The organism is Rhizobium sp. 0TCS1.26 (genome assembly GCF_050455525.1).
Taxonomy (GTDB): Bacteria; Pseudomonadota; Alphaproteobacteria; order Rhizobiales; family Rhizobiaceae; genus Neorhizobium.
Genome location: NZ_JBCIYV010000004.1, coordinates 227,421 through 252,157 on the forward strand (window position 1 = coordinate 227,421; position 24,737 = coordinate 252,157).

The following is a 24,737-nucleotide window of genomic DNA, read 5'->3' on the forward strand; positions in this document are numbered from 1 at the left end:
AGCGACCGGCGCCGCCGCAAGCCGATTGCCGTGGCGCCGGGATTGGCAAGACGGGCCGGTCCGGCTAAACCTCACGCAGCCAACGCTGTCGAGGCCGCCATGGACTTCCTGCCGAACATCGCCACCCTCATCGCCTTTACCGCCGCCGGCATGCTTCTGGCGCTGACGCCGGGGCCCGACATGACCCTGTCGATCAGCCGTGCGCTGGCGCAGGGGCCGAAGCCGGCGCTGTTCGTCGTCGTCGGAACCAGCCTCGGCGTCGTCTGCCACACGCTGCTGGTGGCGTTCGGCATTTCGGCGTTGATCACTGCCTCGCCGACCGCCTTCTTCATGCTGAAGACCGGCGGCGCCGCCTATCTTCTGTGGCTGGCGATCCAGGCGATCCGCTACGGATCGAGCCTGTCGGTAGAGCGGGTCGACCAGGGCGCCAGCAGCGCGCTCGCCAATATCTCGACCGGCTTCTGGGTCAATCTGCTCAACCCCAAGGTCATCATCTTCTTCATGACCTTCCTGCCGCAGTTCGTCACCGCCGGCGATCCGGGCGTCACCCAAAAACTGATATTCCTCGGCTTCTACTTCATCGTCATCTGCATGCCGGTGAACATTGGGGCGATCCTGGCAGCCGACAGGCTGGCGGGCTGGCTGCAGGCCAACCCGAAGGTGCTGCGCGGCATCGACTACACGTTCGCCGGCGTGTTTTCGGTCTTTGCCGCAAAGATCTTCCTGACGCAGGCGCGTTGATCAAGGCGCTGCCGGCTCAGCTGAGATCCAGACCCATCTGCCAGAAATCCGCCTCCAGGCGGGTGGCATCGCGGAACACCGTCGACAGGCGCTGCATCCGCGCATCATCGACCTGCGACAGCCGCGCATTCAGCCAGTCGAGCTCTGAACGTACCAGCGCCTGATAACCGTCGCCGGCATACATCTCGATCCAGTCCGCATAGGGATTTCCGGCGACACGGGTCGACGGCTGGCTGCGGATCCACACGGCAATCTCGCCGTAGCCGATGATGCACGGCGCCAGCGCCACATGCAGGTCGAGAAGATCGCCGCTCATGCCGGCATCCAGCACATAGCGCGTATAGGCGAGCGTCGCCCGGGATTCGGCAAGCCCCGCCAGTTCCGTCTCGGGGATGCCCCATGCGGCGCAGTAGCCGACATGCAGACCGATCTCGACGTCGACGATCGCCTTCAGGCTTTCCAGCCCCTGGCGGATTTCGGACAGATCGCGGCTCTTGTAGACGGCAAGCCCCCAGGCCCGGGCGAACTGGATGAGGAACAGGTAATCTTGGCTGAGGTAATGCCGAAACGACGCCTCCGGCAGCGTGCCGTCGGCGAGCTGGCGCACGAACCGGTGCTCGCAGTAGCTGCGCCACTCGACCGCGTTTTCCGCCTTCAGACGCTCGAACGGCGACGGCATGCGGATCAATCGTCCTCGCCGTGGCCGGCGATCATCATCGCCTCGAAAGCCATCCGTTCGGTCTTGCGCATCCGCTCGGATTCGGACTTCAGCTGACCGCAAGCGGCCAGGATGTCGCGACCGCGCGGCGTGCGGATCGGCGAGGCGTAGCCGGCCTGGTTGATGAAGTCGGCGAACTTCTCGATCGTCGACCAGTCGGAACACTGGTAGTTGGTGCCCGGCCACGGGTTGAACGGAATGAGGTTGATCTTCGCCGGCACGCCCTTCAGCAGCTTGATCAGCTCCTTGGCGTCTTCCAGGCTGTCGTTGACGTCCTTCAGCATCACGTATTCGAAGGTGATGCGGCGGGCGTTCGACAGGCCGGGATAGGTGCGGCAGGCTTCGATCAGCTCCTTCAGCGGATACTTCTTGTTGATCGGCACCAGCATGTCCCGCAACTCGTCGCGCACGGCATGCAGTGAGATCGCCAGCATCACGCCGATCTCGTCGCCGGTGCGGAAGATTTCCGGCACGACGCCAGACGTGGACAGCGTCACGCGGCGCTTCGACAGCGACAGGCCATCGCCATCGGTGGCGATCAGCAGCGCCGTCTTGACGCTCTCGAAATTGTAGAGCGGCTCGCCCATGCCCATCATCACGATGTTGGAGACCTTGCGGCCCTCGGCCGGCATGATCGTCCCTTGCGGCGCCGCGCGATCGGGAAAATCGCCCAGGCGGTCGCGCGCCAGCAGCAGCTGGGCAAGGATTTCCTCGGCTGTCAGGTTGCGCACCAGGCGCTGCGTGCCGGTGTGGCAGAAGGAACAGGTGAGCGAGCAGCCGACCTGGCTCGAAATGCACAGCGTGCCGCGGCCTTCCTCCGGGATGTAGACGGTCTCGACCTCGACAGGGCGGCCGGCACCGCGCGCCGGAAAGCGCAGCAGCCACTTGCGCGTGCCGTCGTTCGACACCTGCTCCTCGACGACCTCCGGCCGGGCGATCGTGAAGTGCTGCTTCAGCACCTCGCGCAAGTCCTTGGCAATGTTGACCATCGCGTCGAAATCGGACACGCCGCGCACGTAGAGCCAGTTCCAGATCTGGCTGACGCGCATGCGTACCTGCCGATCGGAGACGCCCTTGTCGCGCAGCGCATCGGCGAGCTCGTCGCGCGTCAAGCCGATCAGCGACGGCTTCTCGGACATCAGCTCCGGGCGCGCCACCAGGGGCTTCTTCACGGTATCCGCCATCACCATGGCTTCGGAAACAGACATGCTCATGATCCCGTTGAACGGATAGGCGGCGGCGTGAAGACGCCGTTGCGATCCGTGCTGTCTCGTGTGAATGTGCGTCGGCGGCCGGCACTACAGGGGGTCGGACCGCATCTCGTGGCGCCGTTTACCATCAAATCCGCGCCGCGTCACCATCCAAGACGAAAAGGCAGACCTGCACCAGACAGGGGCCAACGCCAAACGGCCGGCACTTGCAGGCCGGCCGCATCGCACATGGGGTCATCCGCTTACTTGCAGGATTCGATCTTCTTCAGCGCCTGCGAGACGCCGGCCAGCGAATAGGCATAGTTGGTCGTCGTACCGCGCAGCGAGGTTGCCTTGACGGTCATGCTGGAGCCCGTCTTCATGGCCGCGACGAGCGCCGGCTCTTCCGCCGCATTCTCCACCCATGCCGCCCGGTCCTTGACGAACAGGACGAAACTGCGTTTGTCGATGGTGACGTTGACCTTGGAATCGGCCTTCATCGTGTAGCCCATCATCGCCTGCGGCTCGTAGGAGATGTTCTGGCCGGGCCGCTGCGAGACGATGAAGAAGATATCGCCGTGATCAACCGAGGCCGGTTCCTTGGTGGTCGGCACCGACAGCACGTAGCAGACCGTGCTGTTGCCGGACTTGTACGAATAGGCGCCCCAGTTCTTGAACTGTTCGAGCCGGGTCGGCGAAGGCGCCTGCGCCGCTGCCACGGTGACGCTGGCGAGCAGAAGGGTCGACGCGATGGCAATCTGTCTTGGAAACATTGTGTCCTGCCAGTTTTCTCATTAACGGCTGACCGCGCGGCTAGGCGCCGGGCTTGGTCGCGATCCGTTAGACTTTGACTTAATTCCGGTTACCAAACCGTCAACGACGGCAGGGCGGAGGGCAAGTCAAAGGCAGGATTTCAGTTATCCACGAACGGCGCCTTCACCCCGACCTTGCTCCACAATCTCAAATGAAACGAGGATTTGGGCGAGAGTTTGGCCGCAATCCAGCTCAGCCGGCGGCCGGATGGGCTGCGGGATCATTATCGGACGGTTCGGCAAGCGCCAGGTCGGCGGCTTCGTAGTGCCGGTCGTGAATGTGCGACTGGATGAGCCGCAGCGCAGCGGCCAGCACCGCGACGTCATCGGTGAACCCGACGAAGGCAAACATGTCCGGAACGATGTCGATCGGCAGCACGAAATAGCCGAGTGCTGCAAGCAGCACGCCACGCACGCGCGTCGGCGTCCGGCTATCCATCGCGCAGTAGTAGGCGGCGACCAGATCGCGGCTGAAGGGGACGTAGCGGACGGCGCGTTTCAGCGTCGGCCAGAATTTCGACTGGACCTGCTTTTCCTGCCGGGCCTGGGTCTTCTCGTCGCCGGGGAGAAGAATTTCACCGATTTTCACGTCGTCCATGGCAACCTCCACTCAGCCGCATGCGGCACTCGAACCCGGATATGGTCCCGACAATGCCGATCGTCAATCGCCGCCGGCCGCCTTGTCCATCGCCCTGGCCAGTGTGAAATCGCGCTCGGTCAGGCCGCCACTGTCATGTGTCGTGAGGCGGACCTCGACAGTGGAATAGACGTTCGACCACTCTGGATGATGATCGAGTTTCTCGGCGGCAAGCGCTGCCTGGGTCATGAATCCGAACGCCTGGCGGAAGCTGCCGAACTTGAATGTCCGCTGCAGCGAACGCCCATCGTCAGAAACGTTCCAGCGCGGCGATGCGGCGCTCATCTCCGCCACCCGCTCCGGCGTCAGCAGTTCGTCGCGCATCGCGATCACCTCGCCTGGACCGCCCTCAGCGGCCGATCGATTCCGCATAGTGCTCGGAGGAGCCGTAATCGACGCGGCTTTCCTGAAGGGGAAACACCTCCTCCGTCAGGTAGGGGCCGCCACCGACCGATTCCTTCGACGACATCAGAACGAAGCGGGCGGCGGTGAACGGCATGGTGTGGAAGTTGCCGCGGCCCGCCAGATAATGGACGACATCCTCGACCCGTGCCGAGCGCAGCCGTGCCAGCGTCACATGCGGCGTGAACCTGCGTGGATCAGGAGCAAGACCGATGCGCTGACAGATCCGTTCGATCTCGGCCTGCAGCGCATTCAGTTCGGGCGACGGAGAGACACCGGCCCAGATGGAATGCGGCTTCTTGGATCCGAAGGATCCGATACCGCTCAGGCTCAGCTGGATTTCTTCACGGTCGATCCGGTCGAGACGGTTGACGATCTCGTCGGCGGTACGCCCATCCACATGGCCGATGAAACGCAGCGTGATGTGGTAGTTCTCGACATCGATCCATCTCGCGCCGGGTAGACCGCCACGCAGCAGGGACAAGCTCATGGCGGCATTGCGCGGGATTTCGAGGGCGGTGAAAAGTCTCGGCATAGCGAACCTCCTCGAATCTCTTGGCGTAACCTCAACAGCGGACCACGCAACGGTGTTCCGCGCAAGTGGCATTTTCCGCTCTGCAGCATTAGTTGGCCGAGGAAAGCCCCTTCAGGAATTGCTCGACCGCCGGCAGCGACTTCTCGACCATCACGCCCACCCCGTCGGCATTCGGGTGCATGCCGTCTTGGAGCTGCAGGCCGCGCTGCGTGACCACGCCATCAAGAAAGAACGGGTAGAGCGGCACGCCATATTCCTCCGCGAGGCTGCCGTAGATCGCGTTGAAGCGGGCACCGTAGTCGCCGCCCATGTTCGGCGGCGCCATCATGCCCATCAGCAGCACCGGGATCTTGCGGTCCTTGAGGCGCGACAGCATGGCATCGAGGTTCTTCTTCGTGTCGTCCGGCGAGACGCCGCGCAGCGCATCGTTGGCGCCAAGCTCGAGGATGACCGCATCCGTGCCGTCCGGCACCGACCAGTCGATGCGTGACAGGCCACCCGCCGTCGTATCGCCGGACACGCCGGCATTGGTGATCGCGACATCGAGCCCCTTCGCCTTCAGCGCAGCCTCCAGCTGGGCCGTGTAGGACTGCGCCGGCGGCAGCTGATAACCTGCCATCAGGCTGTCGCCGAAACCGACGAGCTGCAATGTTCTGGCCGACGCCCCGGCAGCGGAGGTCATCGCCAATCCGGCAATGACAATCACGTGAAGCAGCGCTGCTTTGAATTTCATCGTGGCTTTCCCTAGATTGGTGGGATGTGCCGCACTGCGGCAAACCCGGGTGTTCCGGTCGTCTCCCCCAGATATAGGACGGGTTCTCGTGACTAAAACCATCATCGAGCTCAAGCAGGCCGATCTGACGCTGGGAAGCGCGCCGGCTGCAGTCCATGTCCTGAAGGGGATCGACCTGAAGATCGCCGAGGGCGAGGCGGTCGGCATCGTCGGTCCGTCGGGGTCGGGGAAGTCGACGCTGCTGATGGTGCTGGCCGGGCTTGAGCGGCTCGACAGCGGCGAGATCACCATTCTGGAAACGCCGCTTCACGCGCTCGGCGAGGATGCGCTTGCCGATTTCCGCGGCCGCAACATCGGCATCGTCTTCCAGTCCTTCCACCTGATCGCCAACATGACGGCGCTCGAAAACGTCGCGGTGCCGCTGGAACTCGCCAACATCAAGAACCCGTTCGACATCGCCCGCCAGGAACTGACGGCGGTCGGGCTCGGCGAGCGGCTGAACCACTATCCGGGCCAGTTGTCCGGCGGCGAACAGCAGCGCGTGGCGATCGCCCGGGCGCTTGCGCCCTCGCCCGCCGTGCTGATTGCCGACGAGCCGACCGGCAATCTCGACACAGAGACCGGCCGGCAGATCGCCGACCTGCTGTTTGCCAAGCAGGCAGAGCGCGGCACCACGCTGCTGCTGGTAACGCATGACAATGCGCTGGCGGCCCGCTGCTCCAGGCAGGTGCGCGTCCGCTCCGGCGAGATCGCCGACGACGGTACGAGTGCGCGGGCACCGCAGGCGGTTACGGCATGATCGGCGCCCTCTCCTCGCGTCTGTCCATCTCGCTTCGACTGGCGCTGCGCGAACTGCGCGGCGGGCTGTCCGGCTTCTACATCTTCCTGGCCTGCATCGCGCTCGGCACCGGCGCCATCGCCTCGGTCAATTCGGTCTCGCGGGCCATCACCGGCGCGATCGCCTCGCAGGGCCAGACGCTGCTGGCCGGCGACATGCGCTTCGAGCTCGACAATCGCGAGGCGACGCCGGAGGAGCTGGCCTTCCTGCAGCGCTACGGCGAGGTCTCCATATCGACCGGCCTGCGCTCGATGGCACGGCTGCCGGACGGATCGCAGCAGGCGCTTGTCGAGGCCAAGGCCGTCGACGAGGCCTACCCGCTCTACGGCAAGGTAACGGCCGATCCGGACCGGCCGCTGTCGCAACTGCTGGGTCGCGACGGCGATGTCTATGGCGCATTGGCAGCACCCCTGCTGCTCGAGCGCCTCGGCATCCAGCCGGGAACCGAGCTGCTGCTCGGCAACCTGAAGGTCCGCATCACGGGGACGCTGGTGACGGAGCCGGATGCCATATCGGAAGGTTTCGGCTTTGCGCCGCGCCTGCTTCTCAGCCGCGAGGCGCTGATCGCCTCCGGTCTCGTGCAGAACGGCAGCCTTGTCGAGCACGCCTACAAGATCAAGCTGACCGATCCGGCATTGCGCGGCACACTGGCCACCACCGCCAACCGCGAACTGCCGTCGGCCGGCTGGTCGATCCGCACGTCGGACCGCGCCGCGCCGTCGCTGACCGAAAATGTTGACCGGTTCTCGCAGTTCCTGACGCTGGTCGGCCTGACGGCGCTGATCGTCGGCGGCGTCGGCGTTGCAAATGCGGTACGCGCCTTCCTCGATGCTAAGCGCACGACGATCGCGACCTTCAAGTGCCTGGGCGCTCCGGCAACCGTGGTGACGCTCATCTATCTCATCCAGATCCTGCTGATCGGCATGGTCGGCATCGTCATCGGCCTGGCGATGGGCGCCGTCGCACCCTTCGTGGCGCTCGGCTTCCTGCGCGACATCCTGCCGGTGCCGGCGGAAGCGACGATCTATCCGGCAGCGCTCGGGATGGCCGCCCTGTTCGGCCTATTGACCACCTTCGCCTTCGCCATCCTGCCGCTTGGACATGCGCGGCGGGTGCCGGCAACGGCGCTGTTCCGCGACCAGAGTTTCGACCAGGCCCGCCTGCCCTCCTGGCCCTACCTCCTGGCGGGCTCGGCAGCGCTTGCCGCGCTTGCGGGACTGGCCATCTATGCCGCCGACGACCGGTTCATCGCCATCGTCTTCCTCGGTGCCGTGGCTGCGGCCTTCGTGCTTCTGCGGCTGGTGGCAGCCGGCATCGCCGCACTGGCAAGACGCAGCCCGCGGGTTAACTCTCCGGCGCTCAGGCTGGCGATCGGCAATATCCACCGTCCGGGTGCGCTCACGCCGTCCGTCGTTCTGTCGCTTGGGCTCGGGCTTGCGTTGCTCGTGACGCTGGCGCTGATCGACGGCAACCTGCGCCGCCAGCTGACCGGGACGATGATGGAGAATGCCCCGAACTTCTTCTTCGTCGACATCCAGGGCAGCGAGCGCGAAGGCTTCGTCGATATCCTGAAGCAGAATTCGCCGCAGGGGACGATCCAGCAGGTGCCGATGCTGCGCGGCCGCATCCTCGCTTTCAACGGCCAGGACGTCAGCCAGATGAACGTGCCGCCCGGCGGACGCTGGGTGCTGCGCGGCGATCGCGGCATCACCTACCAGGAGAAGCCCCCGGAGAATTCGCGGCTGGCCCAGGGCGAGTGGTGGCCGGCCGACTATGCCGGCGAGCCGCTCGTATCGTTTTCAGCAGAGGAGGCGGAGGAACTTGGCCTGAAGCTGGGTGACACCGTCACCGTCAACGTGCTCGGCCGCAACATCACCGCCAAGATTTCCAACTTCCGGCAGATCGAGTGGGAATCGCTGTCGATCAACTTCGTCATGGTGTTTTCACCCAACACTTTCCGCGGCGCGCCGCATGCCTGGCTCGCCACGCTGACGGATGCCAATGCGACGCCGGCAGACGAAGGCCGCATCCTGCGCGCCGTCACCAACGCCTATCCGACGATTACCAGCGTGCGGGTGAAGGACGCGCTGGACATCGCCGAACAGCTGGTCGGGCAGCTGGCGACCGCCATCCGTGCTGCCGCTGCCGTCGCGCTTGTCGCCTCGGTCCTGGTGCTTGCCGGTGCGCTCGCCTCCGGCAACCGCGCCCGCACCCACGACGCGGTGATCCTGAAGACGCTCGGCGGCACGCGCCGCATGCTGATGCGCGCCTTCAGCTACGAATACATGATCCTCGGCGTCGCCACGGCGATCTTCGCGCTGGCCGCCGGCAGCCTGTCCGCCTGGTTCGTCGTTGCCCGCATCATGAAGCTGCCGGTGACATTCATGCCGGACGTCGCGGTGGTCACGCTGGTCGTGGCACTGGTGCTGACGGTGGGCATCGGCCTTGCCGGCACCTGGCGGATTCTCGGCCAGAAGGCAGGCCCCGTGCTGAGAGAGCTCTGATGCCAGGGCTGCTGCGGCAGTTCCTGGATTAAATTCTTGTCACCTTGGCGAATCGGACGGCAATCAGGGCCGATTCGGGGCTCGGCCACTTGAACCGGATGACCGATGCTCGCATATTCAATGCATGCTTGCTGAGGCTCCGCAGCGGCGCCAGGTGTCCTCGATGACGCCGACACCGTAGACATTCCGGAGCTTTGAGAGGACAAAATGGCTGAACCATACAACTTCCAGAACCGTACGGCACAGCAGCGTGCCCAGACGGGCGTCGAGATCGATGCCGGCCTGCGCGCCTACATGCTGAAGGTCTACAACCTGATGGCGCTGGGCCTGGTAATCACCGGTCTTGCAGCATTCGGGACATGGCAGCTTGCGGTCGACAACGGCCAGCTGACCGCTTTCGGCACGGCTCTCTATGCCAGCCCGCTGAAGTGGGTCGTGATGCTGGCTCCGCTCGGAATGGTGTTCTTCCTGAGCTTCCGCATCAACAAGATGAGCGTTGCCGCCGCCCAGACCACCTTCTGGATCTATGCGGCGCTGATGGGCCTGTCGCTGTCGTCGATCTTCCTGGTCTTCACCGGCCAGAGCATCGTGCAGACCTTCTTCGTCACCGCAGCCTCGTTCGGCGCGCTGTCGCTCTACGGCTACACGACGAAGCGTAACCTGTCGGCCATGGGCTCGTTCCTGATCATGGGCCTGTTCGGCCTGATCATCGCCTCGGTCGTCAACATCTTCCTCGCCTCGTCGGCTCTCGGCTTCGCGATCTCGGCCATGGGCGTACTGATCTTCGCCGGTCTGACCGCCTTCGATACGCAGAAGATCAAGGAGATGTATCTCGAGGGCGACGAAGTTGCCGTGGTCGGCCGCAAGGCGATCATGGGTGCGCTGACGCTCTACCTCGACTTCGTCAACCTGTTCATGTTCCTGCTGCAGTTCATGGGCAACCGCAACAACTGATCCGGCAGACACCATGACGATTTGCGAAAGGCGGCTCCAGGGCCGCCTTTTTGCTGTCAGGATGAAGGGGCTTGCGACGCGATTTCGACCGCCGTACTCTTCAAACTGCCCCGTTCCGAATGACAGATCCCGATGCCCTTCACGCTGCGCGACGCCACTCCTGCCGATCTTCCCGCCATCACCGAGATCTACCGCGACAGCGTGCTGAACGGCACCGCGAGCTACGAGATCACGCCACCCGACATGACCGAGATGCAGGCCCGCTTCGCCGCCATCGTCGACAAGCGCTACCCTTACATCGCCGCCGTCGATGCAGACGGCACCCTGCTCGGCTATGCCTATGCCTCGGCGTTCCGCACGCGCCCCGCCTATCGCTGGCTGGTGGAGGATTCGATCTATCTGGCGCCGGAGGCGCGCGGTCGTGGGCTCGGCAAGGCGCTGCTACGGGAATTGATCGAACGGTGCACCGTGCTCGGCTTCCGCCAGATGGCCGCCGTCATCGGTGGCGCGAGCCCCGCCTCCTGCGCCCTGCATGCGGGCCTCGGCTTCGAGATGGTCGGCACGATGAAGGGCACCGGCTTCAAGCACGGACGCTGGCTGGACACGGTGTTCATGCAGCGGGCGCTCGGCGACGGAACGACGTCGGAGCCGGATGCCGGCAGCTATCCGGGATCGCTGTTTGCCGGCTGATCCGACGGTTCGACAAAGAATTCGAAGGCCAGCCGATCAGTCGATCAGCTTCAGCACCTTGTCGAAGACCTTGAGCACCTGCGGCAGTTCATGGCCGCGCTTGAGGATCTTTCCATGCGTGTTGATCACGCTGTAGGCGCCCTGCCTGGCTGCAAGCTTCGGATCCTTCTCGATCCGGTAGAGCGGCATCTCGCCGGACCGCTTGAAGACCGAGAACACCGCCTTGTCCTTCAGGTGGTCGATCGCATAGTCCTTCCACTCGCCCTCGCCGACCATTCGCCCGTAGATCCGCAGGATCGCGTCGAGTTCACGCCGGTGGAAAGTCACCGGCAGCGGATCGTGCTTCTGGCGGTACTGGTTGAGTTCGACGACGACACCTTCCGCAGACGGCCCGCGCCCGGTTAAATCCGGCTGATCGGTCATCCAAGCTCCCGGGCTTGCAACATTTCCATGACAGTTTGCCTCACCGGCCGCAAAAAGCAAGCCGCAGCAGTCCCTGTAACAAGCGTGGCGGGCGGAAGATCCATGGCAGCAGAAGGCAGAGACGCAAACCGTCGAAACTCTCCGCTTTTGGCCTGATTTCGAACAAAAGGCTGCCGGAATCGGCGACCAGTGTAACGGTCATCCAGTTGGCGCCAGGCGCCATATGGTCCGGCCTCGAGTGATGACCTTACCCCCCAGCCCCCCATCGCTCAAGGCCGGACCTTCCTCTGGAGATCCTCCCAAGCATTGCGATCTCGGATTTGCCCTGCGCGTCAGGGGCTCGGATGGCCCTTGCGTCCGACCATGACGACGGCCGCGCCGAGGATTGCCGCCGGTTCGCCGTTGGCGCCGGACGTCTGCAGCAGGATCGCGCAGCCGTCTTTCTTGGTGCTGCCCATCGATTTCGCCGGCAGGGTGATCTTCAGCGCCTTGCCGTCCCACATGCCGACGGTCTGCACGTCATAGACGTTGTGCCAGTATTCCATCTGCTTGCCGCTGTTTTCGCCGCGCAGAACCTCGACCTGTTCCTTCTTGGTGAAATAGGCGACGACAACCTCGGCCCGGCCGGCGCCGGGGCCGATATCGATCGACATCTCGTCGCCCGTCACCTCGACGCCGACGGGAATGGTCATCCCCGTCCCCTTGCCGTTCATCCTGTCGACGGCGCTGTTGATCGCCGACAGGTCCATGCCCTTGACGTGCTCGCGACCGTTGATGATCGCCTGCGGCGTATAGACACCGCTGCGGCCCATCGAATGGGCGTAGCCGTATTGGCGCTCGGTGTTTTCCTTGCTGCTCAGCGTGTCGGCCCAGCCGAGATAGTTCCAGTAATCGACGTGGTAGGAGAGCGCCACGACGTCGCCCTGCTCGACAAGCTTCTTCAGCGCCTGGTCGGCCGGCGGACAGGAGGCGCAGCCTTGCGAGGTGAAGAGCTCGACGACGCCTTTCGGGGACCGGATCTCGCCGGCGATCGCCGGGCTGCAGACCATCGCCGCCGCCGCGATCCAGGCGCAGCGTTCGGCAAGCTTCAACATTGAGGTCAGGAGAGGCATCGGATGTCTTTGTTGCGAGGGAGCATTACGGTCCATGCGTCGAACCTACCTGCCGCCCGCTTCAAGCGGAAGTCACAAGCGGGTGAGACGCAGGGTGCCGGCGGACAGTGCGCAAAGGAAAGCCGCCGGACAAGCCTGTCCGGCGGCTTTTTTCTGTCACTTCGGGTGCGGCTCAGGCAGCCAGGTCACGCAGAACCGTCTGCAGGATGCCGCCATTGTTCATGTAGATCACTTCGTCGAGCGTATCGATGCGGCAGAGGATCTTGATCTCCTTCACCGAACCGTCGGCATAGGCGATCTTGGCAGTCATCCACTCGCGCGGCTTGATCTCGCCGTCGAGGCCTTCGATCGTCACGGTCTCGTCGCCCTTGAGGTCGAGGCTCTGCCAGTTGACGCCCTCGTCGAAGACGAACGGTACGACGCCCATGCCGACCAGGTTCGAGCGGTGGATACGCTCGAAGGACTGGGCGATGACGGCGCGTACGCCAAGCAGGTTGGTGCCCTTGGCAGCCCAGTCACGCGACGAACCGTTGCCGTATTCGACGCCGGCGAAGATCACCAGCGGCGTGCCCTCGGCCTTGTACTTCATGGCCGCGTCGTAGATCGACATCTCTTCCTTCGACGGATAGTGGACGGTGTAGCCGCCTTCCTTGCCGTTCGGGCCGAGCATGAAGTTGCGGATGCGGATGTTGGCGAACGTGCCGCGCATCATCACTTCGTGATTGCCGCGGCGCGTGCCGTACTGGTTAAAGTCGGCAACGCCGACGCCGTTCTCCATCAGGTAGGCACCGGCAGGCGATGCAGCCTTAATCGAACCGGCCGGCGAGATGTGGTCGGTGGTGATCTTGTCGCCGAACAGGCCGAGCACGCGGGCGCCGACGATGTTCGAAATGCCCGAACCGGTCTTGCCCATGCCGACGAAGTAGGGCGGGTTCTGCACGTAGGTCGAGTTGTCGTCCCAGGCATAGGTCTGGCCCGGCGGGATCTGCACGGCCTGCCAGTTCTCGTCGCCCTTGAACACGTCGGCATACTTGCTCTCGTAGAGCTCGCGGGTGACGTATTTCAGGATGAATTCCTGGATCTCGTGCGAGGTCGGCCAGATGTCCTTGAGGAACACCGGATTACCGTCCTGATCATGGCCGAGGGGTTCGGTGGTCAGGTCCTTCTGCACCGTGCCTGCCAGCGCATAGGCGACGACCAGCGGCGGGGATGCCAGGTAGTTCGCCTGGACGTCCGGCGAGATGCGGCCTTCAAAGTTGCGGTTGCCCGACAGAACACCGGCCGTGATCAGGCCCTTGTCGTTGATCGTCTTCGAGATCGGTGCCGGCAGCGGACCGGAATTGCCGATGCAGGTGGTGCAGCCGAAGCCGACCAGGTTGAAGCCCAGCGCATCAAGCGAGGTCTGCAGGCCCGACTTGGCGAGATATTCGCCAACCACCTGGGACCCAGGCGCCAGCGAGGTCTTCACCCACGGAGCCGATTTCAGGCCCTTGGCAACCGCGTTGCGGGCCAGGAGGCCGGCGGCGATCAGCACCGACGGGTTGGACGTGTTGGTGCACGACGTGATGGCGGCAATCGCCACGTCGCCATGGCCGATGTCGTAGCCTTCGCCTTCGACGGCGTAGCGGGCATTCAGCTGGCCCGGCTTCTTGTAGTCGTTCTCGAGAGCCGTTGCGAAGTTCGGTGCAATGGTTTCAAGCGCCAGGCGGCCTTCCGGACGCTTGGGGCCGGCCATCGACGGCACGACGTCGCCGAGGTCGAGCTCCAGCGTGTCGGTGAAGACGAGGTTCGAGCCGTCACCGTCGCGCCACATGCCCTGCGCCTTCGAATAGGCTTCGACCAGCGCGATGCGGTCCTTGGTGCGGCCCGACATGGTGAGGTAGTTGATGGTTTCGCCATCGACGGGGAAGAAGCCGCAGGTGGCGCCGTATTCCGGACCCATGTTGCCGATGGTGGCGCGGTCGGCAAGCGACATCGAATCAAGGCCGGGGCCGAAGAATTCGACGAACTTCGAGACGACGCCCTTCTTGCGCAGCATCTGCACGACGGTGAGCACGAGGTCGGTGGCGGTGACGCCTTCCTTGACCTTGCCGGTGAGTTTGAAGCCGATGACTTCCGGCAGCAGCATGGACACCGGCTGGCCGAGCATGGCAGCTTCGGCCTCGATGCCGCCAACGCCCCAACCGAGAACGCCAAGACCGTTGATCATCGTCGTATGGCTGTCGGTGCCGACGCAGGTATCCGGATAGGCAACCGTCTCGCCGTCCTCTTCCTTGGTCCAGACCGTCTGGCCGAGGTATTCCAGATTGACCTGGTGACAGATGCCGGTGCCGGGCGGCACGACGCGGAAGTTCTTGAACGCCTGCTGGCCCCACTTGAGGAAGCGGTAGCGCTCGCCGTTGCGCTCGTATTCGAGCTCGACGTTGCGGGCAAAGGCGGTCGGCGTGCCGAATTCGTCGACGATGACCGAGTGGTCGATGACCAGGTCGACGGGGACCAGCGGGTTGATCTTTTCCGGATCGCCGCCGAGTGCCACCATGGCATCACGCATGGCAGCCAGGTCAACGACGGCGGGAACGCCGGTAAAGTCCTGCATCAGCACGCGGGCCGGGCGATAGGCGATCTCGTTCTCGACCTTGCCCTTGTTGCTGAGCCACGCGGCGACCGCCAGGATGTGATCCTTGGTGACCGACTGGCCGTCTTCGAAACGCAGCAGGTTTTCCAGCAGCACCTTCATCGAGAAGGGCAGGTTTGCCACGCCCGGCAGGCCATTGGCTTCCGCCTTCGGCAGGCTGTAATAGACGTAGTCCTTGCCGTCGACGGTCAGGATGGACCGACAATTGAAGCTGTCGAGTGATTTGGACACGGAACATATCCCCGCTGATATAGAGCCAACACGCGCGTGCGGACGCCTATGCACTTCATGCACATCAGGATGCGGGTACGACCATTTCCGCTGTCCGCACGAGAAGATAGAATCCTCAGGTCCGGCGCAATGTGAAAATCACGCCGGCCGCTGGCGTGGTTGCGAAGCTTATAGATAATTTCTAAGAAAGGTTCCAGACAGTGTTTGGGACGATCGTCAGAATTTTTTTCGGCAAGCCTCCGACCGGCGGCAAACGAAGGCGGACCTCATGCGGCTGACCGCAGAAGATCTCTCGGCACGGCGTGGCGAGGATCTGCTTTTCTCCAACATTTCCTTCAGCTTGATCGATGGCGACGCGCTGCTGCTGACTGGCCGCAACGGTTCTGGAAAGTCGACGCTGCTGCGCGTTGTGGCGGGGCTGCTGCCGGCCGTCTCGGGGCGCCTGACCTTCGATGATCCGACTGCGGCCGAGGCGCTGCGGCCGGCCGAAGCCTGCCATTATCTCGGCCACCGCAACGCCATGAAGCCGGAGCTGACGGCAGCCGAGAACCTCGGCTTCTGGAAGGCATTCTTCTCCGGCAGCCAGACCGGCCGGGGACTGACGGTCGAGGGAGCGGCGGCCGCCGTCGAGCTGGAGAGCATCCTGCATCTGCCCTTCGGCTACCTTTCGGCCGGCCAGCAGCGGCGCATGGCGTTTGCCAAGCTGCTGGTGGCGCACCGGCCTGTCTGGCTGCTCGACGAACCGACGGCAGCCCTCGACACCGCCGCCGAAGCGCTGTTCTCGCGGCTGATCCGCGATCACCTCGCCGACGGCGGGATCGTTCTCGCCGCCACCCATCAGCCGCTGGATTTTCAGGCGACGCATCGTCTGGAGATGAAGGGTTTCGAGTACGCCGAGATGGAGGTGAGCGTATGATGCAAGGCACCTCAAGGCAGTCGACAAAATCTGCCCCTCATCGGCCTGCCGGCATCTTCTCACCGTTTGAACGGGGAGAAGGACCCTTGCGGCAACGGCAGATTTTCCCCTCTCCCCGCCTGCGGGGAGACGGTTGGGGTGAGGGGCAAGCAGCCGAAAAGGCACCCTCATGATCGCCCTCCTGCTGCGCGATCTAAAGCTTTCGGTGCGCGCCGGCGGCGGTGCGTTGATCGGCGTGCTGTTCTTCCTGACGGTGGTCGCCGTCATTCCTTTCGGGGTCGGGCCGGATCTCAACCTGCTCGCCCGCATCGGACCAGCGATCGTCTGGATCGGCGCGCTGCTGTCGGCGCTTCTCGGCCTCGACCGGCTGTTCCAGACCGAGCGCGAGGACGGCTCGCTCGATCTCCTGCTGATGCAGGAGCATCCGCTGGTGCTGACGGTGCTGGTGAAATGCGTCGCGCACTGGCTGGCCAATGTTTTGCCGCTGGTGATCGCCTCGCCGCTGCTCGGCCTGTTCATGAACATGGACGAGGTGGCGATCGGCGCGGTCATGCTGACGCTTCTGGTCGGCTCCCCTGCGCTGACCTTCATCGGTGCGGTGGGCGCGGCGGTCGCCGTGACCTTGCCGCGCGGCGGCCTGCTCGTGTCGATCCTGGTGTTGCCGCTCTGCGTGCCGGTGCTGATCTTCGGCGTCAGCGCCTCCTACGCGGCGGTGATGGACCCGGCTCCCTTCCTGCCGCCCTTCATGATCCTCATCGCCATCACGATGTTTTTTGCGGTGATCGGGCCGGCCGGCGCGGCACTGGCGTTGCGCAATGCCGGCGATTGACTAGAATCAAGCAGGCGGCCGATCCCCGCCGTAGAAGGACCGCATGACCGACAGCCTCGCCATCCGCAAATTCAGCGATCTGGCCAACCCGACCCGCTTTCTGGCGCTGGCGGCGCGCATCCTGCCCTGGATGGCCGGCCTGACCGCACTGTTGTTTGCCGTCGGTCTCACATTGTCCTTCGCGTCGGAGGGCGACTATCAGCAGGGCGATACGGTCCGCATCATGTACATTCACGTGCCGGCCGCCTGGCTGTCGATGATGTGCTACACGGTGATGGCGCTGTCGGCGATCGGCACGCTGGTCTGGCGCCATCCGCTGGCCGATGTCAGCCACAGGGCCGCAGCCCCGCTCGGCGCCGCCTTCACGCTGATCGCACTCGTCACGGGCTCGCTGTGGGGCAAGCCCATGTGGGGCACCTGGTGGGTCTGGGATGCACGCCTCACCTCGGTCTTCGTGCTGTTCCTCATGTATCTCGGCATCATCGCGCTCAACCGGGCGATGGACGATCCGTCGCGGGCCGCGCGCCTCAGCGCCGTGCTGATCCTCGTCGGCTTCGTCAACATCCCGATCATCAAGTTCTCCGTCGACTGGTGGAACACGCTGCACCAGCCGGCAAGCGTCATCCGTATGGACGGCCCGACGATCGACGGCGAATTCCTGCGCCCGCTGCTGGTCATGGCTATCGCCTTCACCTGTCTGTTCTTCACCCTGCACGTAATGGCCATGCGCAACGAGATCTGGCGGCGCCGCATCGCCACCCAGCGGCGCATGGCGGCCCGCATGGCAACACGGGGAGAGTGACGGTGAGCCACGCCTTCTACGTCTATTCCGCCTACGGCATCACCGCCGCCATCACACTCGGCGCCATCTGTCGCACCTGGCTCGACGGTCGTGCCCGCCGTCGGGAACTGGCCGAACTCGAAGCCGCCGGCCTGCGCCGCCGCTCGGCTTCGCAGGCCGCCGAGGCTAGCCGCACATGACGACGAACGGAGACGCCGAAAACGATGCACCGCAGGCCGAGCCGGCCCCTCGCAGCAAGGCGCGGTATGCCCTGGCGCTGATTCCGCTGGCGGTATTTGCCGGTTTTGCCGCCGTGGCCGGAAAGATGCTCTACGACCAGGACGTCAACGGCCTCGATGTCTCCGCCATTCCCTCGGCGCTGATCGACAAGCCGGCACCGACGCTTGCGCTGCCGCCGCTCGAGGGCGCCAACCTGCCGGCGCTGACGACGCAGGCGATTGCCGGCCGGCTGACGCTGGTCAACGTATTTGCCTCCTGGTGCGTGCCCTGCCGCCAGGAGCATCCCCTGCTGAAGCAACTGGCCACGGATCCGCGCCTCACGATCGTCGGCATCAACTACAAGGACCGCAACGACAACGCCCTGCGGTTCCTCGGCGAGCTCGGCAATCCCTACAAGGCGATCGGTGTCGACCCGAACGGCAAGGCGGCGATCGACTGGGGTGTCTACGGCATCCCGGAAAGCTACCTCGTCGGCGCCGACGGGACGATCCTCTACAAGCGCGTCGGTCCCTTCGACGAGCGCAGCGTGCGCGATGATCTGCTGCCCGCAATCGCCCGTGCCGCCCAGCGCGGCTGAGTGCGCTGAACGACGATCAGTTGATCGAGACGACCCGCAGCGACGGATTGGCAGCGCCGACGCTCTGGCCCTCGACGACCACCCGGTTGCGGCCGCCGCACTTTGCATCGTAGAGCCGCGCATCGGCTCTCTGGATCGCGTCGTGGACGGAATGATCGCTGGCGGCGAGCGCCGAGACGCCGAAACTGGCCGTGATCGGCACGCCGTCGTCGTGGAAGATCCACGCTTGCGCGGCAAACGCCTCGCGCAGCCGTTCAGCAAGCACGCCTGCCTCGGCTGCCGCAAGGCCGGGCAGGAAGACGACGAACTCCTCGCCACCGAAACGAGCGGCAAGCGCCCCCACCGGTATCGTGTCTCTCAGAAGATCGGCGAACCGGCGGATGACATCGTCGCCGGCGGCATGGCCGAAGTGGTCGTTGACGCGCTTGAACCGGTCGATATCGCCAAGCACCACCGCCCCGAGAGCCCGGGACCGTGTAGCGCGGCCGCATCCGAGGTCGAAACCCCGGCGGTTGAGGAGACCGGTCAGTGGATCCTGTTCGGCAGCCGTGCGGTGCCCCAGGACCGTGTCGTGGACGATCGTTGCCAGCACCGACAGCGCTAACAGGAAGGCCAGCATGCTGGCGCCCATCTGGACATAGAAGGCATAGGAGGAGGAAAGATAGCTCTCCGTCGAGAGACCCGCCGACGCGGACGTCATGGCGACGAACAGGACAAGCCGCAGCAGCGTTTCCGCCACCACCATCGCCGCAACCGCCACCAGAACCCGATCGACCGGCAGCACCGCCCGCCGCACGACACTGGCGACCGACGCGAGCAGCAGCAGCCCGCAGGCGAGATCGCCGGCGATGATCTCCTGCCGCAGGTCTGCTGCAATCAGCACGGCATGGCCGAGAAACGGCAGGGCGAGCAACACGACGAGCAGCCGGACACGCCGCAGGCGAGGCCCACCGAGCCGGTCGGCCAGCGCCTCGCCGTAAGCGAAGAAGGCGGTGAGGAACAGGAGGTTTGCGATCATCGCCGCCAGCGGCACCGGCAGAAAGGTCAGGACCGGCATGAGGAAGGCGACCGCCGCAGACAGGTAGCCGACGCCCCACCAGGTCGCGCGCGCTGCGCTCCAGGTGCCCGCAGTCAGGAAGATGATGCCGAACACCGCCATGAAGAACGGAAGGATGAATGCGAAGTGATCTGTCATCGTCCCGTGACCATCAATGCCCGTCGTGGCGCAGACCCATAAGCGGCATCCGCTAACAATCGGAAACCGCGGCCGCCGCTGTCACGGTGACGGTTGGTCAGAGCGCTGCCTGCCAAGCTTTCACGGCCTCAACCGGCCAGACCAGCATCAGCACGTTGAGCGTGAGGTTGTCGCGGATGACGATGGCGGTGATCAGCTCGAAGGCGATGGCCAGCAGCACCGTCAGCCAGACGGGGGCGCGTGCGGCAAACAGGAAGCCGAGCGCCATGAACACCGTGTCCATCGCCGAGTTGAGGATGCTGTCACCCTCGTAGCCGATCGCCATGGTCGCCGAACGGTAGCGGTCGATGATGATCGGTGAGTTCTCCAGCAGTTCCCATGCCGCCTCTATCAGCGTCGCGAGTGCCAGCCGCTGACCAAACCCGCCCCTCCGCAGGATGGCGCGGGCGAGAAGATAGAAGAGGAAGCCGTGAATGATGTGGGACGGCGTGTACCAGTCGGAGAGATGCTGCGAATTGCCGGGCGTGTTGACGCCCGGCTCGAACAGCTTGATCGTGCCGCACGAGCAGATCCACAGCCGCCCGAGCAGATGCTCCGAGATCACCTGGACGGCGAGAATGATGCCGACGACGGCAAACCAGAAGGAGCCGCTGGTGTCGCGCTGCGGCGCCGCGGCCAGGGTCACTTGATGTCTCTGGCGCTTGGATCGGCGGTCTTGTCGACGGAGTGGCGCATGATCAGCGGCATCTGTGCAAGGGTGAAGGCGATGGTGATCGGCATCGTGCCCCAGACCTTGAAGTTGACCCAGACGGCATCGGAAAAATTGCGCCAGACGACTTCGTTGATGACGGCGAGGAACAGGAAGAACACGCCCCAGCGAAGCGTCAGCTTGCGCCAGCCTTCGTCGGTGAGCTGGAATGCTGCGTTGAACACGTAGCCGAGCAGCGACTTGCCGAACAGCAGGCCGACCAGCAGCGTCACGCCGAACAGCGTGTTGACGATGGTCGGCTTCATCTTGATGAAGGTTTCGTCCTGCAGCCAGATCGACAGGCCGCCGAACACCATCACCACGACGCCCGAGACGAAAGGCATGACCGGCAGGTGCTTGAAGACGATCTTCGAGACGACCAGCGAGATCACCGTGGCGGCCATGAACACGCCGGTCGCCACCAGCAGCGGACCGCCGAGAGCAGACAGTGCCGGAAACCGCTCGACCAGCCACTCGCCGCGCAGGTTGGCGAAGAAGAACACCAGCAACGGGCCTATTTCGAGCGCCAGCTTGAGGCCGGGATGTTCCTTTTCCTGGCGCGTCGGCGTCGTGTCGCTTTCGAAGCTCTGCATGATCTGTCTTAATCTCGATCGGAGGGTTGCGGATGCAAACCCGGTTTCTGTGTCATCAATGCGTCACGCCGGCAATGGCCGCGGCGAAATCTTCGGCTTCGAAGGGTTCCAGATCGTCAACGCCTTCGCCGACGCCGATGAAATAGACCGGCAGCTTGTGCTTGGCGGCGATGGCGACGAGGATGCCGCCGCGCGCCGTGCCGTCGAGTTTGGTCATGATCAGGCCGCCGACGCCAGCCACGTTGCGGAAGATCTCCACCTGGTTCATGGCATTCTGGCCGGTCGTCGCATCAAGCGTCTGCAGCACCGTATGCGGCGCCTCGGGATCGAGCTTGCCGAGGACGCGCACGATCTTTTCGAGCTCGGCCATCAGCTCCGTCTTGTTCTGCAGCCGGCCGGCGGTATCGATGATCAGCACGTCGCACTTCTTCTGGCGCGCCTGCTCGAAGGCATCATAGGCAAGGCCGGCCGCGTCGGCGCCGAGCTTGGTGCCGATGAATTCCGAATTGGTTCGGTCCGCCCAGATCTTCAGCTGTTCGATAGCCGCCGCACGGAAGGTATCGCCGGCCGCCAGCATGACCTTCAGGCCCGACCCCGAAAGCTTGGCGGCAAGCTTGCCGATCGTCGTCGTCTTGCCGGTGCCGTTGACGCCGACGACGAGGATGACATGCGGCTTGTGGGCGAGATCGAGTGCCAGCGGCTTGGCGACCGGCTTCAGCACCTTGGTGATCTCGCTTGCCATGATCTTCGAGACGTCCTCGCCGGTGACGTCCTTGCCGTAGCGTTCGGACGACAGGGCGCCGGTGATGCGCATGGCGGTCTCGACGCCGAGATCGGCCTGGATCAAGAGATCCTCGAGCTCTTCGAGCGTCGCATCGTCGAGCTTGCGCTTGGTGAACAGCGCCGAAATCTGGCCGGTGAGTTGCGTCGATGTCCTGAGCAGGCCGGCGCGCAGGCGCTGGAACCAGGTGAGCCGCGGCTCTGCCACGACCTCGACCGGCGCCTCCTCGACGCGCGTTGCAAAGCCCTTCGGCAGAGCGACCTCGGCAACCGGCGCCTCGCTCTGCCCCTCGGCGGCCTCCGCCTCCAGCAACGAGAGCGGCACGACACCCATGTCCGACAGCGTATCGACGGCCGGCAGCAGCGGCGGCTCTTCGCGATCCGCATCCGCGTCAGTGTCGGCAACGATCTCGACCGTCTCTGTGGCCTCATCCGCTGCCGGGCCGCCGGCCGTCTCCATCTCGAGTGCCGCCACTGGATCGGCATCGGCGAGCGGCAGGTCCTCACTGCGAGAATGCGGCTCTAGCTCAGACGCGATCTGCGCAGCTTCCTGCGGGCTCAGCCGCTGCTCGGCCTCGCTGACCGACGGGATATTCTCCTCGACGGGCTTGTCGCCGAACGTGAAGACCCTTTTGATGAAGCTGATCGCCATGAAATTCCGTTCCGTCACGCCGCGCGGGCGGCGGCAAGCTGCATGGTGAGATGTTTGCCGTTGTGGCCGGTGATCTCCACATCGACCATGGCGCGGGGCGTGAGCCCGGAGGCTTCGACCAGCGTGAAGTTTTCCGTATGCGCGAAACCGCTCATCTCCACAAGAACCGTCTGGCGCGTGGCGATCATTCGGTCGAGATGCCGCCGCTGCAACGCCTCTCCGGTAACGCGAAGCCGTGCCGCACGTTCCTTGACGAGCGCCCGGTCCAACTGCGGCATTCGGGACGCCGGCGTGCCCGGGCGGGGGCTGTAGGGAAACACGTGCAGGAAGGACAGGCCGCAGTCCTCAGCATGGCGCACGGTGTTGGCGAACATGTCCTCGGTTTCCGTCGGGAAGCCGGCGATCATGTCGGCACCGAAACTGACCTCAGGACGAAGACGGCGGACCTGTTCGACGAAAGCGAGCGCATCGCTGCTCGAATGGCGGCGCTTCATCCGCTTCAGGATCATATCGTCGCCATGCTGCAGCGACAGATGCAGATGCGGCATGAAGCGCGGCTCGTCGGCGATGAGGTCGAGGAGGTGGCGGTCAGCCTCGATGCCGTCGATCGACGACAGCCGCAGGCGCAGAATGTCCGGCACCTGGCGCAGCAGCGTCCTTGCCAGCAGGCCGAGCGTCGGCTGGCCCGGCAGGTCGCCGCCATAGCTCGTCGCGTCGACGCCGGTGAGGACGATCTCGCGGTAGCCGCTTTCGACGAGCCTGCGCGCCTGGTCGACCACCGCACCCATCGGCACCGAGCGGGAATTGCCGCGGCCGTAGGGGATGATGCAGAAGGTGCAGCGGTGATCGCAGCCGTTCTGCACCTGGATGAAGGCCCGCACGTGCCCCTCGATGTGGCGGACCATCTGCGGCGCCGTCGCCTTGACGCTCATGATGTCGTTGACGCGCAGCTTTTCCTCCGCCGCAACGCCGAAGTCCGGCAGGCTGCGATAGGAGGCCCGGTTCAGCTTTTCCTCATTGCCGAGGACCGCATCGACTTCTGGCATCTGCGAAAAGATCGCGGCTTCGGTCTGGGCGGCACAGCCGGTGACGATGATGCGGGCATGCGGATTGTCACGTCGTGCCCGGCGGATCGCCTGGCGTGCCTGGCGCACCGCCTCGCCGGTCACTGCGCAGGTATTGACGAGCACGGCATTGTTGAGCCCGGCCTTTTCGGCTTCTGCGCGCATGATCTCGGATTCGTAGGTGTTCAGCCGGCAGCCGAAGGTTATGACGTCGACGCCGCTCACCGGATGACGGCCTCCGGCGCCGCCTCGCGCTCGAAGCTTCCGGTCACGGGATCGAGACGGCCCGACCATTCCCAGGCGGCAGGTCCCGTCATCACGACGTGGTCGTCGTCGCGCCAGTCGATCGTCAGCGTTCCGCGGTTGGGGCTGGAGGCAACGGTGATCGAGACCTTGCGACCGGTGCGGCCGGTGCGGGCACCGGAGACGCCGGCGGCACAGGCAGCCGATCCGCAGGCGAGCGTCAGCCCGGCGCCGCGTTCCCAGGTGCGGGTCACCATCTGCGACGGCGAGATCACCTGGGCAAGCGTGATGTTGGCCTTTTCCGGAAACATCGGATGGTTTTCGAGGAGCGGCCCGAAGCGCTCGAGGTCGAAGCTCATCGGGTCGCGGTCGACCCAGAACACCGCATGCGGATTGCCCATCGACATGGCCGAGGGCGAATGCAGGATCGGCGCGTCGATCGGCCCGATCTGCAGCTCGATGCGGCTGGTATCGAAGAACTCTTCCGATAGCGGGATCTTGTCCCAGGCAAACACGGGCTTGCCCATGTCGACGGAGATCGTCCCGTCCTCGTGCTCCTCAGCATTCAGAATCCCGGCGACGGTCTGGAAGGTGAAGGTCTTGGCGCCGGTCTCGGCGGCCAGTGCCTGGACGACGCAGCGCGTGCCGTTGCCGCAGGCCTGCGCCTTCGTGCCGTCGCAGTTGAGGATGTCGATATAGGCGTCGGTACCGGCAAGCTTCGGATCGTGGATCGCCATGATCTGGTCGAATCCGGTATCGGCATTGCCCGCCAGTGCGATGGCAGCCGCCGGCGTGACGCGATCGGTCCGGCCGCGCATGTCGACGACCAGGATCTTGTTGCCAAGCCCGTTCATCTTCGCGAATTGGACCGTCTCTGCCATGCCTGCCACCTTCCCGGGCGCCATCGCGCCGATCTGCAGCCTATATGGCCGAAAATCACCGATAATTCCAGTGTCGGCCCGCG

Annotated in this window: 26 protein-coding genes; 10 read left to right on the forward strand and 16 right to left on the reverse strand. The window is 64.6% G+C overall.

The window, feature by feature from the left end; genetic code table 11:
* The first annotated feature begins 99 nt into the window (after positions 1 to 99).
* A complete protein-coding gene (locus tag AAIH46_RS18845; protein WP_430307594.1) occupies positions 100 to 741 on the forward strand; it encodes a LysE family translocator in 642 nt (213 codons plus the stop codon).
* Positions 742 to 757: 16 nt separating this feature from the next.
* On the opposite strand, the gene tenA is transcribed toward AAIH46_RS18845, so the two are convergent.
* From tenA to AAIH46_RS18880, 7 genes are all read right to left on the reverse strand, one after another.
* A complete protein-coding gene (gene tenA, locus AAIH46_RS18850) occupies positions 758 to 1,420 on the reverse strand; it encodes a thiaminase II (RefSeq protein ID WP_430307595.1) in 663 nt (220 codons plus the stop codon).
* A 5-nt stretch (positions 1,421 to 1,425) separates the two neighbouring features.
* On the reverse strand, positions 1,426 to 2,667 hold the full coding sequence (gene rlmN, locus AAIH46_RS18855) for a 23S rRNA (adenine(2503)-C(2))-methyltransferase RlmN (protein WP_430307596.1): 1,242 nt from the start codon (positions 2,665 to 2,667) through the stop codon (positions 1,426 to 1,428).
* A 245-nt stretch (positions 2,668 to 2,912) separates the two neighbouring features.
* Complete coding sequence (locus AAIH46_RS18860; RefSeq protein WP_430307597.1) at positions 2,913 to 3,422, reverse strand: invasion associated locus B family protein; 510 nt, start codon at positions 3,420 to 3,422, stop codon at positions 2,913 to 2,915.
* A gap of 232 nt (positions 3,423 to 3,654) precedes the next feature.
* Positions 3,655 to 4,059 carry a YkvA family protein gene (locus AAIH46_RS18865; RefSeq protein ID WP_430307598.1) on the reverse strand — a complete coding sequence of 135 codons (405 nt, stop codon included), beginning with the start codon at positions 4,057 to 4,059 and terminating at the stop codon, positions 3,655 to 3,657.
* A gap of 63 nt (positions 4,060 to 4,122) precedes the next feature.
* The gene (locus tag AAIH46_RS18870) at positions 4,123 to 4,422 is read right to left on the reverse strand and encodes a 4a-hydroxytetrahydrobiopterin dehydratase (RefSeq protein ID WP_430307599.1); all 300 of its coding nucleotides are present in this window, start codon (positions 4,420 to 4,422) and stop codon (positions 4,123 to 4,125) included.
* Between the two features lie 25 nt (positions 4,423 to 4,447).
* A complete protein-coding gene (gene thpR / locus AAIH46_RS18875; protein ID WP_430307600.1) occupies positions 4,448 to 5,035 on the reverse strand; it encodes an RNA 2',3'-cyclic phosphodiesterase in 588 nt (195 codons plus the stop codon).
* A gap of 88 nt (positions 5,036 to 5,123) precedes the next feature.
* Positions 5,124 to 5,768, reverse strand: coding sequence for an arylesterase (locus AAIH46_RS18880; RefSeq protein WP_430307601.1), 645 nt, complete (start codon positions 5,766 to 5,768; stop codon positions 5,124 to 5,126).
* Positions 5,769 to 5,856: 88 nt separating this feature from the next.
* Between AAIH46_RS18880 and AAIH46_RS18885 the strand changes: the two genes are divergently transcribed.
* From AAIH46_RS18885 to AAIH46_RS18900, 4 genes are all read left to right on the forward strand, one after another.
* Complete coding sequence (locus AAIH46_RS18885; RefSeq protein WP_430307602.1) at positions 5,857 to 6,567, forward strand: ABC transporter ATP-binding protein; 711 nt, start codon at positions 5,857 to 5,859, stop codon at positions 6,565 to 6,567.
* Positions 6,564 to 9,110, forward strand: a complete 2,547-nt coding sequence (locus tag AAIH46_RS18890) for an ABC transporter permease (RefSeq protein ID WP_430307603.1) — start codon at positions 6,564 to 6,566, stop codon at positions 9,108 to 9,110. The genes AAIH46_RS18885 and AAIH46_RS18890 overlap by 4 nt, the downstream gene beginning before the upstream one ends.
* A 207-nt stretch (positions 9,111 to 9,317) precedes the next feature.
* Positions 9,318 to 10,064, forward strand: a complete 747-nt coding sequence (locus tag AAIH46_RS18895; RefSeq protein ID WP_430307604.1) for a Bax inhibitor-1/YccA family protein — start codon at positions 9,318 to 9,320, stop codon at positions 10,062 to 10,064.
* 132 nt (positions 10,065 to 10,196) lie between these two features.
* A complete protein-coding gene (locus AAIH46_RS18900) occupies positions 10,197 to 10,754 on the forward strand; it encodes an N-acetyltransferase family protein (RefSeq protein WP_430307605.1) in 558 nt (185 codons plus the stop codon).
* A 36-nt stretch (positions 10,755 to 10,790) separates the two neighbouring features.
* Here AAIH46_RS18900 and AAIH46_RS18905 read toward each other — a convergent pair whose 3' ends face one another.
* The 3 genes from AAIH46_RS18905 to acnA all read right to left on the reverse strand — a co-directional run bounded on the left by AAIH46_RS18905 (position 10,791) and on the right by acnA (position 15,155).
* Positions 10,791 to 11,177, reverse strand: coding sequence for a DUF2794 domain-containing protein (locus AAIH46_RS18905; protein WP_430307606.1), 387 nt, complete (start codon positions 11,175 to 11,177; stop codon positions 10,791 to 10,793).
* Between the two features lie 332 nt (positions 11,178 to 11,509).
* Positions 11,510 to 12,226, reverse strand: coding sequence for a DUF1223 domain-containing protein (locus tag AAIH46_RS18910; protein WP_430307757.1), 717 nt, complete (start codon positions 12,224 to 12,226; stop codon positions 11,510 to 11,512).
* A 235-nt stretch (positions 12,227 to 12,461) separates the two neighbouring features.
* Positions 12,462 to 15,155: an aconitate hydratase AcnA gene (gene acnA, locus AAIH46_RS18915; protein ID WP_430307607.1), complete on the reverse strand. Its 2,694-nt coding sequence runs from the start codon at positions 15,153 to 15,155 to the stop codon at positions 12,462 to 12,464.
* Between the two features lie 268 nt (positions 15,156 to 15,423).
* Here acnA and ccmA point away from each other — a divergent pair, with 268 nt between their 5' ends.
* The 5 genes from ccmA to AAIH46_RS18940 all read left to right on the forward strand — a co-directional run bounded on the left by ccmA (position 15,424) and on the right by AAIH46_RS18940 (position 18,498).
* The gene (gene ccmA / locus AAIH46_RS18920) at positions 15,424 to 16,071 is read left to right on the forward strand and encodes a heme ABC exporter ATP-binding protein CcmA (RefSeq protein WP_430307608.1); all 648 of its coding nucleotides are present in this window, start codon (positions 15,424 to 15,426) and stop codon (positions 16,069 to 16,071) included.
* A gap of 169 nt (positions 16,072 to 16,240) precedes the next feature.
* Positions 16,241 to 16,900, forward strand: coding sequence for a heme exporter protein CcmB (gene ccmB / locus AAIH46_RS18925; RefSeq protein WP_430307609.1), 660 nt, complete (start codon positions 16,241 to 16,243; stop codon positions 16,898 to 16,900).
* A gap of 43 nt (positions 16,901 to 16,943) precedes the next feature.
* Complete coding sequence (locus tag AAIH46_RS18930) at positions 16,944 to 17,702, forward strand: heme ABC transporter permease (RefSeq protein ID WP_430307610.1); 759 nt, start codon at positions 16,944 to 16,946, stop codon at positions 17,700 to 17,702.
* 2 nt (positions 17,703 to 17,704) lie between these two features.
* Positions 17,705 to 17,881 carry a heme exporter protein CcmD gene (ccmD, locus tag AAIH46_RS18935; protein WP_430307611.1) on the forward strand — a complete coding sequence of 59 codons (177 nt, stop codon included), beginning with the start codon at positions 17,705 to 17,707 and terminating at the stop codon, positions 17,879 to 17,881.
* The gene (locus AAIH46_RS18940; protein ID WP_430307612.1) at positions 17,878 to 18,498 is read left to right on the forward strand and encodes a DsbE family thiol:disulfide interchange protein; all 621 of its coding nucleotides are present in this window, start codon (positions 17,878 to 17,880) and stop codon (positions 18,496 to 18,498) included. The genes ccmD and AAIH46_RS18940 overlap by 4 nt, the downstream gene beginning before the upstream one ends.
* Before the next feature lie 16 nt (positions 18,499 to 18,514).
* Here the strand turns inward: AAIH46_RS18940 and AAIH46_RS18945 are convergent, their stop codons facing one another.
* The 6 genes from AAIH46_RS18945 to dapF form a co-directional block, all read right to left on the reverse strand.
* The gene (locus AAIH46_RS18945; RefSeq protein WP_430307613.1) at positions 18,515 to 19,693 is read right to left on the reverse strand and encodes a diguanylate cyclase; all 1,179 of its coding nucleotides are present in this window, start codon (positions 19,691 to 19,693) and stop codon (positions 18,515 to 18,517) included.
* Positions 19,694 to 19,790: 97 nt separating this feature from the next.
* Complete coding sequence (locus tag AAIH46_RS18950) at positions 19,791 to 20,378, reverse strand: DUF2585 domain-containing protein (protein ID WP_430307614.1); 588 nt, start codon at positions 20,376 to 20,378, stop codon at positions 19,791 to 19,793.
* Positions 20,375 to 21,034, reverse strand: coding sequence for a septation protein A (locus AAIH46_RS18955; protein ID WP_430307615.1), 660 nt, complete (start codon positions 21,032 to 21,034; stop codon positions 20,375 to 20,377). The genes AAIH46_RS18950 and AAIH46_RS18955 overlap by 4 nt, the downstream gene beginning before the upstream one ends.
* 55 nt (positions 21,035 to 21,089) lie before the next feature.
* Positions 21,090 to 22,466 carry a signal recognition particle-docking protein FtsY gene (ftsY, locus tag AAIH46_RS18960; protein WP_430307616.1) on the reverse strand — a complete coding sequence of 459 codons (1,377 nt, stop codon included), beginning with the start codon at positions 22,464 to 22,466 and terminating at the stop codon, positions 21,090 to 21,092.
* Between the two features lie 14 nt (positions 22,467 to 22,480).
* Positions 22,481 to 23,755: a tRNA (N(6)-L-threonylcarbamoyladenosine(37)-C(2))-methylthiotransferase MtaB gene (gene mtaB, locus AAIH46_RS18965; protein WP_430307617.1), complete on the reverse strand. Its 1,275-nt coding sequence runs from the start codon at positions 23,753 to 23,755 to the stop codon at positions 22,481 to 22,483.
* Positions 23,752 to 24,654 carry a diaminopimelate epimerase gene (dapF, locus tag AAIH46_RS18970; RefSeq protein WP_430307618.1) on the reverse strand — a complete coding sequence of 301 codons (903 nt, stop codon included), beginning with the start codon at positions 24,652 to 24,654 and terminating at the stop codon, positions 23,752 to 23,754. The genes mtaB and dapF overlap by 4 nt, the downstream gene beginning before the upstream one ends.
* Positions 24,655 to 24,737: the final 83 nt, after the last annotated feature.

What these genes read in the sequence shown, in the direction of transcription:
- AAIH46_RS18845 (WP_430307594.1), top strand. Translation starts at nt 100, where the DNA reads ATGGACTTCCTGCCGAACATCGCCACCCTCATCGCCTTTACCGCCGCC.
- tenA (WP_430307595.1), bottom strand. Translation starts at nt 1,420, where the DNA reads ATGCCGTCGCCGTTCGAGCGTCTGAAGGCGGAAAACGCGGTCGAGTGG.
- rlmN (WP_430307596.1), bottom strand. Translation starts at nt 2,667, where the DNA reads ATGTCTGTTTCCGAAGCCATGGTGATGGCGGATACCGTGAAGAAGCCC.
- AAIH46_RS18860 (WP_430307597.1), bottom strand. Translation starts at nt 3,422, where the DNA reads ATGTTTCCAAGACAGATTGCCATCGCGTCGACCCTTCTGCTCGCCAGC.
- AAIH46_RS18865 (WP_430307598.1), bottom strand. Translation starts at nt 4,059, where the DNA reads ATGGACGACGTGAAAATCGGTGAAATTCTTCTCCCCGGCGACGAGAAG.
- AAIH46_RS18870 (WP_430307599.1), bottom strand. Translation starts at nt 4,422, where the DNA reads ATGCGCGACGAACTGCTGACGCCGGAGCGGGTGGCGGAGATGAGCGCC.
- thpR (WP_430307600.1), bottom strand. Translation starts at nt 5,035, where the DNA reads ATGCCGAGACTTTTCACCGCCCTCGAAATCCCGCGCAATGCCGCCATG.
- AAIH46_RS18880 (WP_430307601.1), bottom strand. Translation starts at nt 5,768, where the DNA reads ATGAAATTCAAAGCAGCGCTGCTTCACGTGATTGTCATTGCCGGATTG.
- AAIH46_RS18890 (WP_430307603.1), top strand. Translation starts at nt 6,564, where the DNA reads ATGATCGGCGCCCTCTCCTCGCGTCTGTCCATCTCGCTTCGACTGGCG.
- AAIH46_RS18895 (WP_430307604.1), top strand. Translation starts at nt 9,318, where the DNA reads ATGGCTGAACCATACAACTTCCAGAACCGTACGGCACAGCAGCGTGCC.
- AAIH46_RS18900 (WP_430307605.1), top strand. Translation starts at nt 10,197, where the DNA reads ATGCCCTTCACGCTGCGCGACGCCACTCCTGCCGATCTTCCCGCCATC.
- AAIH46_RS18905 (WP_430307606.1), bottom strand. Translation starts at nt 11,177, where the DNA reads ATGACCGATCAGCCGGATTTAACCGGGCGCGGGCCGTCTGCGGAAGGT.
- AAIH46_RS18910 (WP_430307757.1), bottom strand. Translation starts at nt 12,226, where the DNA reads ATGGTCTGCAGCCCGGCGATCGCCGGCGAGATCCGGTCCCCGAAAGGC.
- ccmA (WP_430307608.1), top strand. Translation starts at nt 15,424, where the DNA reads ATGCGGCTGACCGCAGAAGATCTCTCGGCACGGCGTGGCGAGGATCTG.
- ccmB (WP_430307609.1), top strand. Translation starts at nt 16,241, where the DNA reads ATGATCGCCCTCCTGCTGCGCGATCTAAAGCTTTCGGTGCGCGCCGGC.
- AAIH46_RS18930 (WP_430307610.1), top strand. Translation starts at nt 16,944, where the DNA reads ATGACCGACAGCCTCGCCATCCGCAAATTCAGCGATCTGGCCAACCCG.
- AAIH46_RS18940 (WP_430307612.1), top strand. Translation starts at nt 17,878, where the DNA reads ATGACGACGAACGGAGACGCCGAAAACGATGCACCGCAGGCCGAGCCG.
- AAIH46_RS18945 (WP_430307613.1), bottom strand. Translation starts at nt 19,693, where the DNA reads ATGACAGATCACTTCGCATTCATCCTTCCGTTCTTCATGGCGGTGTTC.
- AAIH46_RS18955 (WP_430307615.1), bottom strand. Translation starts at nt 21,034, where the DNA reads ATGCAGAGCTTCGAAAGCGACACGACGCCGACGCGCCAGGAAAAGGAA.
- ftsY (WP_430307616.1), bottom strand. Translation starts at nt 22,466, where the DNA reads ATGGCGATCAGCTTCATCAAAAGGGTCTTCACGTTCGGCGACAAGCCC.
- dapF (WP_430307618.1), bottom strand. Translation starts at nt 24,654, where the DNA reads ATGGCAGAGACGGTCCAATTCGCGAAGATGAACGGGCTTGGCAACAAG.